The 16,477-nt window shown below is 74.8% G+C and carries 14 protein-coding genes and 1 pseudogene; 9 read left to right on the forward strand and 6 right to left on the reverse strand.

Annotated elements, in window-relative coordinates; translation table 11 throughout:
- Nucleotides 1-535: pseudogene (locus ACFV61_RS14250) on the reverse strand (hypothetical protein); the annotation flags it as partial.
- A gap of 3 nt (nucleotides 536-538) precedes the next feature.
- Entirely contained in the window at nucleotides 539-1,270 is a 732-nt protein-coding gene (locus tag ACFV61_RS14255; protein WP_380491854.1) for a hypothetical protein, read from the reverse strand.
- 201 nt (nucleotides 1,271-1,471) lie between these two features.
- Here ACFV61_RS14255 and ACFV61_RS14260 point away from each other — a divergent pair, with 201 nt between their 5' ends.
- From ACFV61_RS14260 to ACFV61_RS14270, 3 genes are all read left to right on the forward strand, one after another.
- A complete protein-coding gene (locus ACFV61_RS14260; protein ID WP_380423474.1) occupies nucleotides 1,472-2,074 on the forward strand; it encodes a DinB family protein in 603 nt (200 codons plus the stop codon).
- Nucleotides 2,075-2,199: 125 nt separating this feature from the next.
- On the forward strand, nucleotides 2,200-3,363 hold the full coding sequence (locus ACFV61_RS14265; RefSeq protein WP_380491856.1) for an SUKH-4 family immunity protein: 1,164 nt from the start codon (nucleotides 2,200-2,202) through the stop codon (nucleotides 3,361-3,363).
- Between the two features lie 41 nt (nucleotides 3,364-3,404).
- Complete coding sequence (locus ACFV61_RS14270; protein WP_159398386.1) at nucleotides 3,405-3,779, forward strand: hypothetical protein; 375 nt, start codon at nucleotides 3,405-3,407, stop codon at nucleotides 3,777-3,779.
- Between the two features lie 4 nt (nucleotides 3,780-3,783).
- Here the strand turns inward: ACFV61_RS14270 and ACFV61_RS14275 are convergent, their stop codons facing one another.
- Together ACFV61_RS14275 and ACFV61_RS14280 are read right to left on the reverse strand one after the other, a co-directional pair.
- Complete coding sequence (locus tag ACFV61_RS14275; RefSeq protein ID WP_380491858.1) at nucleotides 3,784-5,127, reverse strand: MFS transporter; 1,344 nt, start codon at nucleotides 5,125-5,127, stop codon at nucleotides 3,784-3,786.
- Between the two features lie 7 nt (nucleotides 5,128-5,134).
- Complete coding sequence (locus ACFV61_RS14280) at nucleotides 5,135-6,052, reverse strand: DMT family transporter (RefSeq protein WP_380491889.1); 918 nt, start codon at nucleotides 6,050-6,052, stop codon at nucleotides 5,135-5,137.
- 199 nt (nucleotides 6,053-6,251) lie between these two features.
- Between ACFV61_RS14280 and ACFV61_RS14285 the strand changes: the two genes are divergently transcribed.
- The 3 genes from ACFV61_RS14285 to ACFV61_RS14295 all read left to right on the forward strand — a co-directional run bounded on the left by ACFV61_RS14285 (nucleotide 6,252) and on the right by ACFV61_RS14295 (nucleotide 9,198).
- A complete protein-coding gene (locus tag ACFV61_RS14285) occupies nucleotides 6,252-7,124 on the forward strand; it encodes a LysR family transcriptional regulator (RefSeq protein ID WP_380491890.1) in 873 nt (290 codons plus the stop codon).
- Nucleotides 7,125-7,292: 168 nt separating this feature from the next.
- Nucleotides 7,293-8,342 (forward strand): DUF2332 domain-containing protein, encoded by a 1,050-nt coding sequence (locus ACFV61_RS14290; RefSeq protein ID WP_380491859.1) that lies wholly within the window; start codon nucleotides 7,293-7,295, stop codon nucleotides 8,340-8,342.
- Nucleotides 8,343-8,430: 88 nt separating this feature from the next.
- A complete protein-coding gene (locus tag ACFV61_RS14295) occupies nucleotides 8,431-9,198 on the forward strand; it encodes a MerR family transcriptional regulator (protein WP_380491861.1) in 768 nt (255 codons plus the stop codon).
- 88 nt (nucleotides 9,199-9,286) lie between these two features.
- On the opposite strand, the gene ACFV61_RS14300 is transcribed toward ACFV61_RS14295, so the two are convergent.
- A complete protein-coding gene (locus ACFV61_RS14300; protein ID WP_380491863.1) occupies nucleotides 9,287-11,734 on the reverse strand; it encodes an ABC transporter permease in 2,448 nt (815 codons plus the stop codon).
- Between the two features lie 118 nt (nucleotides 11,735-11,852).
- Complete coding sequence (locus tag ACFV61_RS14305; protein ID WP_244293320.1) at nucleotides 11,853-12,566, reverse strand: ABC transporter ATP-binding protein; 714 nt, start codon at nucleotides 12,564-12,566, stop codon at nucleotides 11,853-11,855.
- A gap of 233 nt (nucleotides 12,567-12,799) precedes the next feature.
- On the opposite strand from ACFV61_RS14305, the gene ACFV61_RS14310 reads away from it, so the two are divergent.
- The 3 genes from ACFV61_RS14310 (at nucleotide 12,800) to ACFV61_RS14320 (ending at nucleotide 16,227) form a co-directional block, all read left to right on the forward strand.
- On the forward strand, nucleotides 12,800-14,251 hold the full coding sequence (locus tag ACFV61_RS14310; protein WP_380491865.1) for a sensor domain-containing protein: 1,452 nt from the start codon (nucleotides 12,800-12,802) through the stop codon (nucleotides 14,249-14,251).
- On the forward strand, nucleotides 14,203-14,850 hold the full coding sequence (locus ACFV61_RS14315) for a response regulator transcription factor (protein WP_063347002.1): 648 nt from the start codon (nucleotides 14,203-14,205) through the stop codon (nucleotides 14,848-14,850). The genes ACFV61_RS14310 and ACFV61_RS14315 overlap by 49 nt, the downstream gene beginning before the upstream one ends.
- 345 nt (nucleotides 14,851-15,195) lie before the next feature.
- On the forward strand, nucleotides 15,196-16,227 hold the full coding sequence (locus ACFV61_RS14320; protein WP_380491867.1) for an isopenicillin N synthase family dioxygenase: 1,032 nt from the start codon (nucleotides 15,196-15,198) through the stop codon (nucleotides 16,225-16,227).
- Nucleotides 16,228-16,477 lie beyond the last annotated feature (250 nt).

A 16,477-nucleotide genomic window follows, 5' to 3' on the forward strand; every position in this document is an offset into this window, starting at 1 on the left:
GGCGGGCGGGGAGCCCGGCGGCGAACCGCCCGTGGGCGACGCCGACCTGGGCGGGCGGGGGCGGGGGGTGCTCCGTCGCGGTGGGGGTGGTGGGCGTGGCGGGCACGGCGACCGCGCCGGGGGCGGCGTCCGGGACCGGCTCCCGGGCCAACGCGTCCGCCACCGCCGTCCGGACCTTGGCCGCCAGCGCCTCCTCGCCGCCGAAGTAGCGGCCCGGCCCCTTCACCGGGATCGCGCACAGGCCCGGGCGGACCACCTCCACCCGGGGCGTGAACGCCTCCACCGCCGCGACCACCGGCTCGAAGCGGCCGGTCTCCGCCTCCGGGTCGCGGTCGCGCAGCTCCAGCGCCGGGCAGAGCCGCTGGGCCAGCTTGAGCCGCTGCCCCTGCCGCACCCCGGCCGCCCGGGCACCCGCCGAGCAGGCGAGGATCCGCCCGCCCTCGGTCACCGCCACCGGGTCGTCGCCGGTGACGGCCGCCACCGGCCAGTCCGGGCACCAGACCACCAGCACCCGCGGTGTCCTGTCGTCCGCCATCGCTCACACCACCGCTACCCGTTCGAGCGGCTGCTCGACGACCCCGGGCCGCCCCGGAACGGGACGCTCCAGGACGGGGCGCGCCAGGGCCGGCCGGTCCAGGACCGGCCGTACCGCGCCGTGCTCGTCCGGCAGCCAGAGCCGGGCGGTCCGCCCGCGCACCGCCGAACCGCGCCCCTCGGCCACCACCTCCACCTGCCGCCCGGCGAGCTGCCCGTAACCGTCCCCCAGCCCGAACCAGCGCCCGGACCGCACCCCCAGCCGCAGGGCCGCCCCCGGCCACGGCCCGGCCACCAGCAGCACGCAGCCGCTGCGCCGCAGCACCGCCGCCAGCCGGGTGGCCAGCTTCGGCGGCACCGGGCCGTCCGGGCGCAGCATGACCAGTTCGACCGCGCCGGCCAGCACCGACACCACCTCGGCCCAGTGCGGCCCCGGGTCGTCCGCGACCAGCAGCCGCCGCAGGTCCAGCCCGTACCCCTCGGCCGCGGCCAGCCCCAGGTCCGGCAGCCCGACGGCCGCCGCCCAGCCGCCCTCGGTCTCCTTCACCCCGGCCGCCAGCGCCAGCAGCAGCCCGGTGTCCCCACCCGCCACCGACACCGCAGCCCCCCGCCGCAGCCCGCCGTCCGGCAGCACCTCCCGCAGCGCCGGCACCACCGGCACCACGCCCCGCCCGGCCTGCTTGTCCTGCCCGTCCCGCTTGTCCTGCTTGTCCGCCGGCACGGCGGCCGGCGCCACCGGCCGGAGCGTCGGTCGCTCGGCGATGGAATCGAAAGCAGGTTCGAAAACGGACACAACCCCAGGATCGAACATTCGTTCGTAAAGATTCAAGTCCACACCCTCCCCGCCCCGCCCGTCACACTCCGTAGTTCCCCCTTGCCAACCTCTGGGTGCACGGAAATCGATGGACAGGTCCGACACGATCAACAGACTGATGCCATGACGGCAACCAGCCCCAAGACCGATCCCAAAACCGACCTCCGGATCTACCTCCAGGACGCCCGCGACGTCCTGCTGTGGAAGCTCGACGGCCTCTCCGAGTACGACCTCCGGCGCCCGCTGACCCCGACCGGAACCAACCTGCTGGGGCTGGTCAAGCACGTCACCGGGGCCGAGGCGATGTACTTCGGCGACACCTTCGGGCGGCCGTTCCCCGAACCGACGCCGCTGTGGTTCACCGGCGACACCGAGCCGAACGCCGACCTGTGGGCACGGGCGGACGAGACGACGGAAGAGATCACCGGGCGCTACCGCCGGGTCTGGGCGCACACCGACGCCACCATCGAGGCGCTGCCGCTGGACGCGATCGGCCGGATACCGTTCGGCCGGCGGGCCGAGCAGACCCTGCACCGGATCCTCGTCCACATGATCGCCGAGACCCACCGCCACGCCGGCCACGCCGACCTGCTCCGCGAACTCGTCGACGGCACCACCGGCCAGCGCCCCGACGGGATCAACACCGCCCCCGGCGACGCGGCCTGGTGGCAGGCCCACCACGCCCGCGTGGAGCGGGCCGCCCGGGAGGCCGGCGGGCTCGTCTGACCCGCCCGGTACAGGCTGGAGCCCTGCGGTGGCTTGCGGTGGCTTGTCCGCGCTGGTGTCGGATGGGGCGGCTAGGGTCTGGGGGTCAAGGGTCGGGGCGGTGGAAGTCGGGGGACGTGGGGGGCATGGGGGACGTGGGGTGTGCGCGGGTGGCGGCGGACGGATTGCCGAGTGGGGTGGTGCATCCGGGGAGCCGGGAGTTCCTGATCCGGGAGGGGCTGCCGCTCTCGGGGGCGTTCCTGGACTTCGGGGTGCTCGGCGACGGGGCGTTGGCGGCACTGCCCGAGGCGGAGCGGCTGTTCGTCCTGGGCGAGACGGAGTACTGCGCGCCGTTCGCCGCGGCCGGCGGCCTGGTGCTGCTCGACGGAACGACCGGCGAGGTGTTCCTCGGCGAACCGGGCCCGCGGCGGGACCTGCTGGCCTCCGGTCTGCCCGCGCTGGCCGGATTGGTGCGGGAGGTGGAGGCGGTCGCCGAGGCGGCCCGGCGGGCGGACGCGCTGAACGGGCGGCGCGGCCCCGCGGCGGTCGCCGAGGTGACGGCCGGGGCCGAACGGCGGATGCGGGAGATCGACCCCGGGCTGTTCGGGCGGTCCGCGACGCCGCCCGCGCACTGGGGCACGGCACTGCTCGTGCGGACGCTGGGCTGGGGCGCGCTGCCCGGCGGTCCGGGCGGTCCGGCGTACGAGGTCGGCCCGGAGCTGGTGGCGGAGCTCGCCGCGCTGACGGGCGAGGAGGGCGGCGCGGGCCTGGTGCACCGCTACCGGGCGGAGGAACTGCCCGACGGGCTGGTACACGAGCCGACCCGGCGGCTGCTGACCGAGATCGGACTGCCGCTGGGCGGGGCGATGTTCGGGGTCTGCGAGGAGCCGCTGGTCACGATGGCGGAGGCGTACCCGGAGTACTTCGACGGCGAGGAGGAGCGCCCGTACCAACGGGAATTCCTGGCGCTCGGGGACTGGCCGACCGATCTGACGATCGCCCTGGACGGCATCACCGGCCGCCTGGAACTGCCGGACTGGTACGACGACGGCCAACCGGAGGCCTACCTCAACCGCGACCTGTCCGCCCTGCTGTACGCGCTGTGGACGTACGAGCGGCTGCGCGCCGAGTGGGAACGCTGGGACTGCGGGCGGGGCCGGGACACCTGGGCGGTGTTCGACCCGCAGTCGCTGCTGAGCACCGTGGTGGACCGGCTCGTGGAGGCCGTCGACCCGGAGGCGTTCGCCTCGCCCGGGTGCTCGTGGCGGCTGCTCGCCGAGGACGCGCACATGGGCGGCCTGCTCGGGTGATCCCGGCGGCGCCCCGGACAGTGCGCCGGTACGCTGCCCCGGTGACGAACATCCGTACGGCGACCGGGCGACGGCGGGCGGTGCTGCTCACCTTCGGCGCCGTCCTGTCCCTCGCGGCGGCGGGCTCGCTGTACGGGCTGCTGTACGTGCGGTCACTGGACTTCGGCGAGCGCTGCGAGCAGGGCCTCGTGCCCGGCGGCGGACGGCTGCTGGAGACGGGCGCGTCCTGGCTGCCGCCGGACGCGTGGTGCCGGTTCGAGGACGGGAGCATGTCCACCACGCCGTTCTGGGCGCTGCTGCTGTTCTACGCCCTGCTGACCCTGGTCGTCTGGTCGGTGACCGCGCTGCTGCGGATCCACCGCCCGCGCCCGCACCTGGGGCTGGACTGGCAGCCGGGGCACGGGCCGGGCTGGTAGGCCTTCAGGCCTGTCGGGGCTGCGCGGGGAGCTGGGTGGGGACGGGGCCTTCGGAGGCTTCGGCGTCGGCTTCGGCGTCGGGGAGCCGGCGGCGGGTGCGGATCGGGGAGAGGAAGACCGGCAGGAAGGCCACCGCGAGGACGGCTCCGCCGAACCAGAGAGTGGCCCGCAGGCCGACGAGTTCACCGAGCAGCCCGGACAGCGCGGAGCCGATCGCGAGCGCGCCGGTGAGCAGGAAGCGGAAGGTGGCGTTCATCCGGCCGAGGAGCGCGTCCGGGGTCATCCGCTGGCGCAGGCTCACCCCGAGGACGTTGTCCATCCCGGTCTTGAGCGAGACCAGCAGCCAGCCCGCCCCCGCCGCGAACAGCCAGGGGCCGTGCCCGATCAGCGGCACCAGCAGCCCGGCGGGCGCCACGCAGACGCCGGCCAGGCCGAGCGTGCGTCCGTAGCCGAGTCGGGCGGCGATCGGGCGGGCGCCGCGCGAGCCGAGCAGGGTGCCGACCCCGCCGACCGCCCAGAACAGGCCCAACGCCCCGGCGGGAAGGCCCAGTTCCCGCACGAACAGCACCGGTAGCAGGGTGTTGACGAGTTGGAAGCCCAGGTTGGTGAGGGCCCCGGTGAGAGCGAGCGCGCGCAGTTCCCGGTTGCCGAGGACGTGCCGCAGCCCCTCGGCGATCTGTGCTCCGAGCCCGCCGCCCCCGGGCCGATCGCCGCCGCCCCCGCCCTCGCCCCCGCCCTCGTCGGCGATCGGCTCGGGGGTGGGGGCGGGGGTGCGGCGCAGCCCGATCAGGCGAAGCGCCGAGCCGAGGTGGCTGAGCGCGGTCGCGACGATCGCGAACGGCGCGGTGAGCAGTTGGACCAGCAGGCCGCCCGCGCCGCGCCCGGCGACGTTGCCGACCGCCATCAGGCCGACGACGGCGGCGTTCGCCTGCACCAGGTGCCCGCGGCCGACCAACCGGGGCAGCACGCTCTGCGAGCCGACGTCGAAGAAGACCGTCGCGCAGCCGGTGAGCAGCGCGACCGCGTACAGCTGCCAGAGGGTGAGCCCGCCCAGCCACCAGGTGAGCGGGATCGAGGCGTACAACGCGGCCTTCACCAGGTCGGCGACGATCAGCACGCGGCGGTGGCGCATCCGGTCCACCCAGGCGCCGGCGGGCAGGCCGATGAGCAGGAAGGCGAGGGTGCTCAGGGTGGCGAGGACGCCGACCTGCCCCGGGCCCGCGTCGAGCGCCTCGACGGCGATCAGCGGGACGGCGACGTAGCCGACGTTGGTGCCGAGTTGGGCGAGGGCGGTCGCGGCGAAGAGGGTGCGGAAGTCGGCGGTTCGCCAGAGGGAGTGGGGGTGCATGGTCCGTTCAGTCGCGTGAAGCGGTGGGGGTCGGCATGAGGGCGGGGGCTTGGGCCCGGTGATGTTTCGTCAGAAAAACACCGGCGAGTACGACGATCATTCCGGCGACGGTCCGGATCGTCAGCTCCTCGCCGAGGACGAGCGCGCCGAGCGCCGTGGAGACCACCGGCAGCAGATAGCCGACGGTCGCCGCACTCGTGGGGCCTTCCGTGGCGATGAGACGGTAGTTGAGGTGGAAGGTGAGCCCGGTGCAGGCGACGCCGAGGACGGCGACGGCGACGAGTCCCAGCGGATCGGCGCCCGCGACCGGGTCGAGCGAGCCGCTGACCGGGAGCGCGAGCGTGCTCAGCCCGGCCGCGGCCGTGAGCTGGGCGGCGGAGAGCGCCAACGGGCCCGTTCCCGTGCCGGTGAGGGCACGGGCCATGTAGGCGAAGGCGATCGCGTAACTGGCCGCCGCGCCGAGCAGGGCGAGCGCCGGCAGGACCGGGAGGCCGCCGCCGTCCCGCCACGGGGAGAAGATCAGCAGCACGCCCGCGAAGCCGAGCACCAGACCGCCCAACCGCAGCGGGCCGCGGGCGCGTTCGGTGCCGAGGGCCCGTTCGGTGCCGAGCGCGAGGCCGACCAGCAGGGACCAGAGCGGGGTGGTCGCGTGCAGCACCCCGGCCAGGCCGGAACCGACGCCGCGCTCGCCGTACGCGGTCAGCAGGAACGGCAGCGCGTTGCAGAGCAGCGCCGCCAACGTGAGCCGGCGCCAGACGGCGGCGCCGCGCGGCAGGCGCTGCCGGGCGGAACGGGCGAGCAGCAGCAGGACTACGGCGCCGAGGACCGAGCGGAGCACGGTGATCTGCACGGGGGTGAGCCCGTGCTGAAGCGCGAGCCGGATCCAGAGGAAGCCCGAGCCCCAGAACAGGGCGAGAACGGCCATCCGCAGCACGGGCGGTGCTCCTTCTGTCGAGGTGACGGTGTCGGGTGTGTCGGTGTCGGGTGCCCGGGGGCGGTGTCGGGTGCCAGGGGGTGTCGGGGTGTTCGACGACGGTCCCGCGACGGGACCCGGTAGCACAAGCGAAATGTTCTTCACCACCTTTAAGCTGAGCTACATGACTGAGGTACTCGACGTCCGACGGATGCAGGTCCTGCGGGCCGTGGTCGACCACGGCTCGGTGAGCGCGGCGGCCGGCGCGCTCGGCTACACCCCGTCCGCCGTCAGCCAGCAGGTGGCGGTGCTGGAGCGGGAGACCGGGACGGCCCTGCTGGAACGCGTCGGGCGCGGCGTGCGGCCGACCGCCGCCGGACTACTGCTCGCCGGGCACGCCGCCGTCATCGAGCGGCAGGTCGCGGAGGCCGGCGCGGCGCTGGCCGACCTGCGGGCCGGGCGCAGCGGCAGCCTGACCGTGCGCTACTTCGCCACGGCCGGCGCCGCGTTGGTGGCCCCGGCGGTGGCCGCGTTCCGCCGAACACACCCGGGCGTACGGCTCGACCTCGGCATGACCGACCCGGAGGACCCGCTCACCGAGGTGCTGGACGGCCGGGCCGACCTCGCGGTGGTGGTCCGGTCCGACGGCGCCGCGCACCCCGGCCTGCGGCTGGTCCACCTGCGCGACGACCCGTACCGGGCGGTGCTGCCCAGGGGCCACCGGCTCGCCGCGAAGCGCGTCCTGGACCTCGCCGAGCTCGCGGACGAGCCCTGGGTGGGGGCCGAGCCGCCCGGCCCGTGCCGGGAGGTCGTCCGGGGGGCCTGCGACGCGGCCGGGTTCGGGCCGTCCATCGCGGTGGACAGCGCCGACTACGCGACGGCGCAGGGCTTCGTCGCAGCCGGGCTGGGCATCGCCCTGGTCCCCGCCCTGGGGCTCGCCCAGCGCCACCCGGGCGTCACCGTGCGCCGGCTCCGCGGCCCGGAGCCGGTCCGTGCACTGCACGCCGCAGTACGCGAGGGCGCCTGGGGGCAGCCGGTGCTCGGCGCGCTGGTCTCCGCGCTGCGGGCGGCGGCGCAGCCGTAGTACCACCGGCCCGGCCGCCTCCGGGCGGTGGCGGTGCGATCTCACTCTCGCGGGGGCCGGGTTAGCGCCCGTACAGCGGACGGCAAAGGCACGGACAAGGCACGGACAAGGCTGCGCCAATTCGCTGAAGAGAGTCGAAGAGAGCTGAAGAGAAAGGAAGTACGGAACGTGGACAGTGCTACCGGGGACCTCTACCGGGCCTTCGCGGAGCGGGAGGCCCGCGGCAACTCGGCGAGCTACCAGGACCTCGCCGAACGCGTCGCCGGGGACGAAGAGTTGTGCGCCCTGCTGGACGGACTGCCGGTCGCGAAGCGGCAGCCGAACCTGCTGTTCGGTTCGGTCCGCCACCTCGGCGGACCGGTGACGGCCGGCTATCCGGCCTTCCGCACCTGGGTATCGGCGCACTGGGACGAGGTCGCGGCGACGATGCTGCGACGGCGGACGCAGACCAACGAGGCCGGCCGGTGCGCCACCCTGCTGCCGCTGCTGTCGGCGCTGCCGCAGCCGCTCGCGCTGATCGAGGTGGGGGCCTCGGCGGGGCTCTGTCTCTACCCCGACCGGTACCGGTACCGGTACACGGTTGACGTGGGCGACGTGCGCGACGTGCGCGAAGCGGGTGAAGCGGGCGACCCGGCAGTCGAGTTCGGTGCCCAGGAGAGCCCGGTGACGCTGGAGTGCGCGGTGCGCGGGCCGGTACCGCTGCCGGCGTCGCTGCGGGAGCGGCTGCCCGAGGTGGTGTGGCGCGCCGGGATCGACCTCAACCCGCTGGACGTCCGGGACGAGGGGGACGTGCGCTGGCTGGAGTCGCTGGTCTGGCCCGAGCAGGCCCACCGGCTGGAGCGGCTGCGCGGCGCCGTCCAGGTCGCCCGGACCGAGCCGCCGCACCTGGTGCGCGGCGATCTCAACGCGACGGTACGGGAGTTGGTGGCGCAGGTGCCTGCCGGTGCCACGCCGGTGGTGTTCCACAGCGCGGTGCTCGCCTACCTGTCCCCGGAGGCGCGGGAGGAGTTCGCGGTGACCATGCGCGGCCTGCCCGGGCACTGGATCTCCAACGAGGCCGTCTCGGTGCTGCCGGCCGTCGAGCGGCGACTCCCCCGCCCGGCACCCGCCGGATCCGGGCTGTTCGCGCTCGCTCTGGACGAGCAGCCGGTGGCCTTCACCGGACCACACGGGCAGTCCCTCCACTGGTTCCGGTCCCGGGACGGTCTCGGGACTTGAAGCTGCCGCAGCGGCAGCTTCTACCGTCGTGACCAGGGCCGGAGGAACCGGCCCTGGTCCAAGCGAACGTGAACGAGGGAGACGGCGCATGGCAACGGCTTGGCCGATCGCGGAAGTCGTCCGGATGTCGGGCGTGACCGCCCGGACCCTGCGGCACTACGACGAGATCGGCCTGCTGCCCCCGGCCTGGATCGGCTCGAACGGCCACCGCTACTACGAGGAGCGGCAGTTGCTCCAGCTGCAACAGATCCTCGTGCTGCGGGCGCTGGGGGTCGGGCTGACCGGGATCGCCCGGATCCTGGGCGACCAGGTGGACGAGCTGGAGGCCCTGCGGGACCACCGGCACCGGCTGCTCGCCGAGCGCGACCGGCTGGACACCCTGGCCGCCACCGTCTCCCGCACGATCGCCGACCTGGAACGTTCCCGAAAGGACGGCACACCCATGACCAGCATCAACCGCCCGGAGAACCTGTTCGAGGGCATCGAGCCCGGCGACGTCGAGGAGAGCCTGCGGGACTTCCCCGAGCACGCCGAGGCGGCGCGGCGCGCCACCGCCACGATGAGCCAGGCCGACGTCGAGGCCGGACAGCGCGAGCGGACGACGCGGATGATCCGCCTGGCGGAACTGCTGGCGGCCAGCCACCCGGCGGACGCCGAGCCCGTACAGAGCCACATCGACGCCGAGTACCTGGCGCTCACCTCCCTCCGGACGGTCTCCGTCGAGGAGTTCCGCGCGATCGCGCGCTCCTGCACGGAGAACGCCCAGTGGAGTGCCGCGTACGAGGCCATCACCCCGGGCCTGGCCGCGTACCAGCGGGCCGCCATGGAGGCGTACGCGGAGGCGCGGCTGGCCTGAGCCACCGGCGGGGCGGGGCGGCAGGGCCCGGCCTCTCTGCCGCCCCAGTCGGGGTGGCAGGGAGGGCCCGCCCCCCCACGCCCCGCCGTCACTCGGTGCGCAGCGCCGTGACCGTCCGGGTGCGGGCGGTCCAGGCGGCGGGGAGGAGGGCGCCGAGCAGCGCCAGCACCAGGCCGCCGAGTATCAGCGGCCCCACCACCGAGGGGTGGAACACGGTGAGGTCCGCCTCCGGCACCCCGACCCCGGCGGCGCGGGCCATCGCCGGCATCACCTGGTGGTGTAGCAGGATCCCGATCGGGACCCCGATCAGCCCGGCCACCAGCCCGCTGCCGCAGACCGAGGTGAGCACCATGCCGACCGTCTGCCGGGGCGACATCCCCAGCGCCTTGAGCACCCCGAGGTCGTGCACCCGCTCCCGGGTGTCCAGCAGCACCGTGTTGAGCACGCCCAGGCCGGCCACCACGGCCAGCAGCAGGGTGAGCGTCCCGGCGAGGGTGTTCATGGCCAGCATCACGATGCTGATCTGCTGCCGGCCCGCTTCGGCGCTCAGGCCCAGCGGCCGGACGGCGTCGTCGAGCCCGTCCGCGTACGCCTGCGCGTCCGTGCCCGGGGTGAGGTCGATCTGGAAGGCGACCGTGTCGGCCTGGACGGCGGTGCCGAGCGGGGCCAGTGCGGCCCGGTCGACGAACACCTGGTCGTTGGTGGTCAGGACCTCACCACTGATCCGCACCGGGGTGCTGCGCCCGTGGTCGGTGAGGGTGACGGTGTCGCCGACGCCCACCTGGTTGGCGCGCAGGAAGGCGGTGGCGACGACCACCTCGCCGGGGCCCTGGAACCACCGGCCGGAGATCAGCTGGTAGCCGCCCCAGGAGGCGTCCCCGGTGAAGGCGATCACCGCGGTGCGTCCGGTGTTTCCGGCCACGGCGACCGGCGTCGGAGCGGTGCTGTACCAGGCCCGGGTGCCGGGGCGGTCGGCGATCGCCCTGGCCGCGGCGGCCTCGTCCACGTGGTCGGGGGCCTTCGTCGAGCTCTCGATCGGGGTCTGGACCACGACCTTGCCGGAGCGCCCGGCCTGGAGGCCGTCTTGGAAGGAGCCGAGCGAGAGCGTCAGGCCGACGCACAGGGTGACTCCGGCCGTGCCGAGCACCACCGCGGCGGCCGTGGTCGCCGAGCGGCCCGGCCGGGTGAGCGGGGTCGCCAGCCCGAGGCTCAGGGCGCGCGGCACCGGTAGGCGGCCGATGAACTGCTGGACCCTGGCGACCGGGCCCGACGCCCCGGCCGGGCCCGACGTGTCGACCCGACCCGACGCACTCGCCTGACCGGAAGCCCCCGCCCGGCCCGGGCCGCCGCGGGAGGCTGCCCGCCGGGCGCCCGGCGCCGTCCGGCCGACCGCGAGCGCCTCCACCGTGCGCAGCCGGCCGGCCCGCAGCGCGGGCACCAGGGCGGTGCCCGCCACGGCTGCCAGGGCCACCGCCGAAACGGCGACGTCCACCCAGAGCGGGATGCCGAGCAGGCCGCCGCGCAGGGCCTTGTGCGCCACCCCGAGGACGGGCACGGACAGCAGGTTCCCGCCGAGCACGCCGAGCGCCGTACCGACCCCGGCCGGGATCAGTGCCTGGCCGACGTAGGCGCGCGCCACCTGGGACGGGGTGAAGCCGAGCGATTTGAGGATGCCGATCCGCCGGGTGGCGGCGCTGACGGCGCCGCTGACCACGACGCCGATGATCAGCACCGACATGGCCAGGCCGAGCACCCCGAAGGCCGTCACGAACGGGACGAAGGTCGCGGCCGTCCGGTTGGCCTCCGTCTGGGCCGGCCGGTACGAGGTGGCCCTGGCGAGGGCGCCGCCCGGCACCGCGGCGGCGAGCGCCGCGCGGCCGGCCTCCACCTCGGCGTCGGTGTCGGCGTGGGCGAAGCGGTAGAGGTACTGGGCGGCGGGCGCCGCACCGGGCGCGGTGAGCCCGGCGACCTGTTCGGGAGCGATCCAGCCGTCCGCGCTCCAGGAGGGGGAGGCGGCCAGGCCGACGACCTTGAGGGTCGGGTGCCCGGGGAGGTCGGGGAACTGCATGCTGTCGCCGACGCCCAGCGGCGAGTGGCCGTCCAGGAACACCACCTCGCCGGGGCCGGCGAGCCAGCGGCCCATGGTGATCCGCAGGCCGTCCAGCGGGCCGTCCTTCGCCCGGCCGACCAGCGTCACCGGTGGGAGCAGGCTGCCGGCCGGCGGGATCCGGAGCTCGTCGCCGGCGCGCGGCTGGACGGTGAGCGCCGGGTAGGGGCCGGCCGAGGCCGTCACGCCGGGGGCGTGCGCGGTCGCGGCGAGTTGGGCGGGACTCGCCCTGGCCGGGTCGTACAGCACGTTGAGGTGCGCGCCGCGCTGGTCGGCGAAGGTGCGCTGGTACGGGCCCTGGGAGGCGACCAGCAGGCCCGTGGCGAGGATGCACGCCGTCACGGCCGCCATCGTGGTGAGCACCATGACCAGGGTCTGCACCCGCTTGCGGCCGACCCCGGCGCGAACCACCTTGCCCAGTACGCTCATGCGCCCGCCTCCCTTCGCCCGGCGGGGGCGTTCGCCCGCACGCGCCCTCCCGTGATCCGCTCTCCCCCGGCCTCCGGCCGGGGGCACCCCCACCACTCGCTCATCGCACAGCGCTCGCTCATCGCACACCGCCGGGGGCCGGCACGGCCGCGGTGTCCCGGACCAGCCGGCCGTCGAGCAGCTCGATGGTCCGGTCGGCGCAGGCCTCGGCGAGCGCGGTGTCGTGGGTGACCAGCAGGATCGTCTGGCCCTCCGCGTTGAGCCCCCGGAGCAGGTCGCGGACGTCGGCGGCCGAGGCGGTGTCCAGCGCCCCGGTCGGCTCGTCGGCGAGCAGCAGCGGCGGGCGGTTCATCAAGGCCCTCGCCACCGCGACGCGTTGGCGCTCGCCGCCGGAGAGCCGACCGGGGAAGGCCTTGGCGTGCCGGGCCACCCCGAGCCGCTCCAGCAGCTCGCCGGCCCGGGCCCGGGCCTGCTCCCGCCGCATCCCGGCGAGCTGGGCCGGGAGCAGCACGTTGTCCTCGACGTTCAGGTCGTCCAGCAGGTTGAAGAACTGGAACACCATGCCGATCCGCTTCCGCCGGTACTCGGCCAGGGCGGCCTCGCCGAGCTCGTGGACGGCCACACCGTCCACCTCGACGGTGCCCTCGCTCGGGCGGTCGAGGCCGGCGACCAGGTTCAGCAGGGTGGACTTGCCGCTGCCCGAGCGGCCGAGCACGGCCAGCGCCTCGCCGGCCCGGACCTCCAGGTCGAGCCCGGCCAGCGCGGGGTGGGCGGCGTCGGATCGGTCGTACGTCTTGCTGACGCCGCGGATCCGGATGATCGGCGCGTTCACGGGCCCTCCACGATTCGAGATCCGGCACCGGAAGTCCGGGCCGGCTGACGGGACATGACGCTACGAATTCGGGGCGGGGCACGGACAGCCGTCTGGACGGCCTCTCGGGGGTGTATCCAGGTACACCCCGGATTGGGGGCGCAGACCTAGAGCGCTGCACGTCACGGCGCGGCAGACTGACGCCGGATGATCAACCGGGGCCGCGGGGCCACCGACCGGAGGGGAGGCGCGGGATGAGGACGAGCGCAGTGTCCAGGGCCGTCGCGCAGCTGGAGGGTGCCGTCGTGGCCGGCGTGCGGGCGCTCTACATGGTCACGTTGGCCGTCACGGGGCTGATGGCGCTGCTGGCCGGGCCGGTCCTGCTGGCCGCCGCCCTGCTCGGCCCCGACGACGCCGAGCCGTTCGCCCACGGTCCGGGCGGGCCGCTGATCCTGCTGGTGCCGCTGACGCCGGTCGCCCTCTGGGCGCTCTGCTGGGCCACCGGGGGCGGCGGCCGGGCGGCCGGGGCCGTCCTGTTCGCGCCGGGCGCGCTCGCGCTGATGGCCACCGATCTCTACGGCGGCGCCCCGCCCGGCGGTCGGTCCGGATCGCTCTGCCTGGGACCGGCGATGCTGGTGCTCGGCCTGCTCGGCACGCGCTGGATCGCGACGGAGAACCGGCGGATCGTCGGCCGGTGGAGCGGCCGGCCGATCCCGGTGCCGTACCACCGCGTCGACGCCGGGCCGTGGCAGCGGCTGCGCGCCGGCGGCTGGTTGGCCGATCCGGCGACCTGGCGGGACCTCCTCTGGGTGCTCGTCTCCGGCTGCGTCATCCCGATCACCGCCGTGATCGTCGTGCTGACCCCGATCGCCCTCCAGGTGCTCGGCCGGAACGGGCCGTTCCTCCCGCTGGGGCCCGTCTACATGATGGGGCTCTACATCTCCCCGCTGGCCGCCCTGTGGGCCGCGCCGCCGGTCCTGCGGGTGCATGAGCGGGCCGCCCGAGCCCTGCTCGGCCCGTCCCGGCGGAGCGAACTCGCCCGCCAGGTCAGTCATCTGGCCCGGACCAGGGCGGACACCATCGACGCCGGGGCGGCCGAGCTGCGCCGGATCGAGCGGGACCTGCACGACGGGGCGCAGGCCCGGCTGGTCGCCCTGGGCATGCTGCTGACCGTGGCCGAGCAGGTGAAGGACGACCCGAAGGCCCTGCAACCCCTGCTGGTCGAGGCCCGGATGTCCTCGGTCAAGGCCCTGAGCGAGCTGCGCGACCTGGTCCGGGGCATCCATCCGCCGGTGCTCGCCGACCGCGGCCTGGCCGACGCGGTGGAGGCGACCGCGCTGGACCTCCCGCTGCCGGTCACCTTCACCGGCGGGCTGCCCGGCCGGGCGCCCGCCCCGGTGGAGTCCGCCGTCTACTTCGCGGTGAGCGAGCTGCTGGCCAACGTGGTGAAACACGCCGGCGCCTCGCACGTGTGGATCGAGATAGGGCACAGTGACGGGCTGCTGCGGATATCGGTCACCGATGACGGGCGCGGTGGCGCCAACCCGTCCCGGGGGACCGGCCTCAGCGGAACCGAACGCCGACTGGCCGCCTTCGACGGGGTGCTCGCGATCAGCAGCCCCTCCGGTGGCCCGACCATTGTGAACCTGGAGATCCCGTGCGCGTTGTCATCGCCGAAGACCTCTTCCTCCTCCGGGACGGCCTGACCCGGCTGCTGGAGGCCAGCGGCATGGAGGTCACCGCGGCGGTCGAGACCGGCGACGAACTGCTCGCCGCGGTGGCCGCCGACCGGCCGGACATCGCCGTGGTCGACGTCCGGCTGCCGCCCGGCTTCACCGACGAGGGGCTGCGGGCGGCGCTGGCCGCCCGCCAGGCGCACCCAGGGCTGCCCGTCCTGGTGCTGTCGCAGTTCGTGGAGCAGTTGTACGCGCGCGAGCTGCTGGCCGGCAGCACCGGCGGGATCGGCTACCTGCTGAAGGACCGGGTGCTGGACGGCGCCCAGTTCATCGACGCGGTGCAGCGGGTCTCCCGGGGCGGCACCGTGATGGACCCGGAGGTGATCAGCCGGCTGCTCACCCACAACTCCTCGGCCGGCCCGGTCTCCACCCTCTCCCCGCGCGAGCGGCAGGTGCTGGCGCTGATGGCCGAGGGGCGCTCCAACGCGGCGATCGCCCAGCAGTTGGTGATCACCGAGCGGGCCGTCGCCAAGCACACCGCGTCGATCTTCGTCCGACTCGACCTCCAGCCCTCCGACGACGACAACCGCCGCGTCCTGGCCGTGCTGGCCTACCTCAACAACGGCTGAGAGGGGCGACATACAAAGGCTTTCCACCCTATCCACCCCTTGAAGGGCCACCGCCAAGTGAGAGACCGCCCTCCGCTGCAGGGGGCTCGCCCGCTCCGGTCAAGGTCATCTACGCTGGTGACGTGCTCATCCTTGTTCGCCGTCGCCACGTGGACCTGCTCCGCGTGACAAGCATGTCCTGTCGACGCTCCAGCTGAACCTCGCGCCACCCATCCTCAAGGGCAGCCTCCACCCGGCCGCCTCCACCTCCCGGCTCCCGGAGCACCCGCCGCACCAGGCGGCCACTCCGGCCATCCCCCGGTCGATCACCGGGACAGGCCGGGACGAGACCAGCGGATGTCACACATGTCGCAGCAGTACACCCCCATATCCGACTCCCTCCCGGTGATCAACCTCTCGCTCGCCGACGGCGGCCCGGACGACCGCCGCCGACTGCACGACGAACTCCGTGCCGCAGCCACCGACGTCGGGTTCTTCCAGCTCGTCGGCCACGGCATCACCCCGGAGGAGACGGCCGCGCTCACCGACGCGATGCGCGCCTTCTTCGCCCTCCCCGAGGCCGACCGGCTCGCCGTGAGCAACCTCAACTCCCCCCACTACCGCGGCTACACCCGCACCGGCGACGAGCGCACCGGCGGCAGCCAGGACTGGCGCGACCAGCTGGACATCGGCGCCGAGCTGCCCCCGCACGTGCCCGGCACCGGCGAGCCCCCGTACTGGTGGCTGGAGGGCCCCAACCAGTGGCCCGCGGCGCTCCCCGAGCTGCGCACCGCCGCGCTCGGCTGGATCGACCACCTCAGCGACACCGCCCGCCGGCTGCTGCACGAGCTCCTCACCGCGATCGGCGCCCGCCCCGACTTCTACGACGAGGCCTTCGCCGGCCACCCCCACCTGCGGCTCAAGCTGGTCCGCTACCCCGGCACCGCTCCGGACGGCGCCGGCCAGGGCGTCGGCGCCCACAAGGACTACGGCTTCATCACACTGCTGCTCCAGGACACCGTCGGCGGCCTCCAGGTCGAGCGCCCGGACGGCACCTTCCTGGAGGTCCCGCCGATGCCGGGCGCCTTCGTCGTCAACCTCGGCGAACTGCTGGAGGTGGCCACCGACGGCTACCTCAAGGCCACCAACCACCGCGTGGTCAGCCCGGTCGGCGCCCGCGAGCGCTTCTCCGTCCCGTTCTTCTACAACCCCCGCCTCGACGCCCACATCGAGCCGCTGGACTTCCCGTTCGCCCGGCACGCCCCCGGCGCCACCGCGGATCCGGACAACCCGCTGTTCGCCGAGTTCGGTCTCAACGAGTGGAAGGGCTACACCCGGGCCCACCCCGAGGTCACCCGCCGCCACCACGCCGACCTGGCCGACGCCGCCTCCCGGTAGCCCCACGCCCCAGAGGCCGAGACCGGTCGCGCCGCAGCACAGAAGCAGCACCGGCCAGAGCCGGCCCCGGCCAGAAACAGCGCGGGCCAGAAGCAGCGCGGGCCAGAAGCAGCACCGGCCAGAACAGGCTCCGGCCAGAGGCACCAGCACCCCGAGTCCGGCCACCACCAAACAACACCCCGGGGGGGGGAGCCAAGGGGGGGGGGGGGGCCCCCCACCCGGGGGGTGCCCGGGGGGGGAGCCGGGGGGC

The organism is Kitasatospora sp. NPDC059817 (assembly GCF_042731835.1).
GTDB lineage: Bacteria > Actinomycetota > Actinomycetes > Streptomycetales > Streptomycetaceae > Kitasatospora.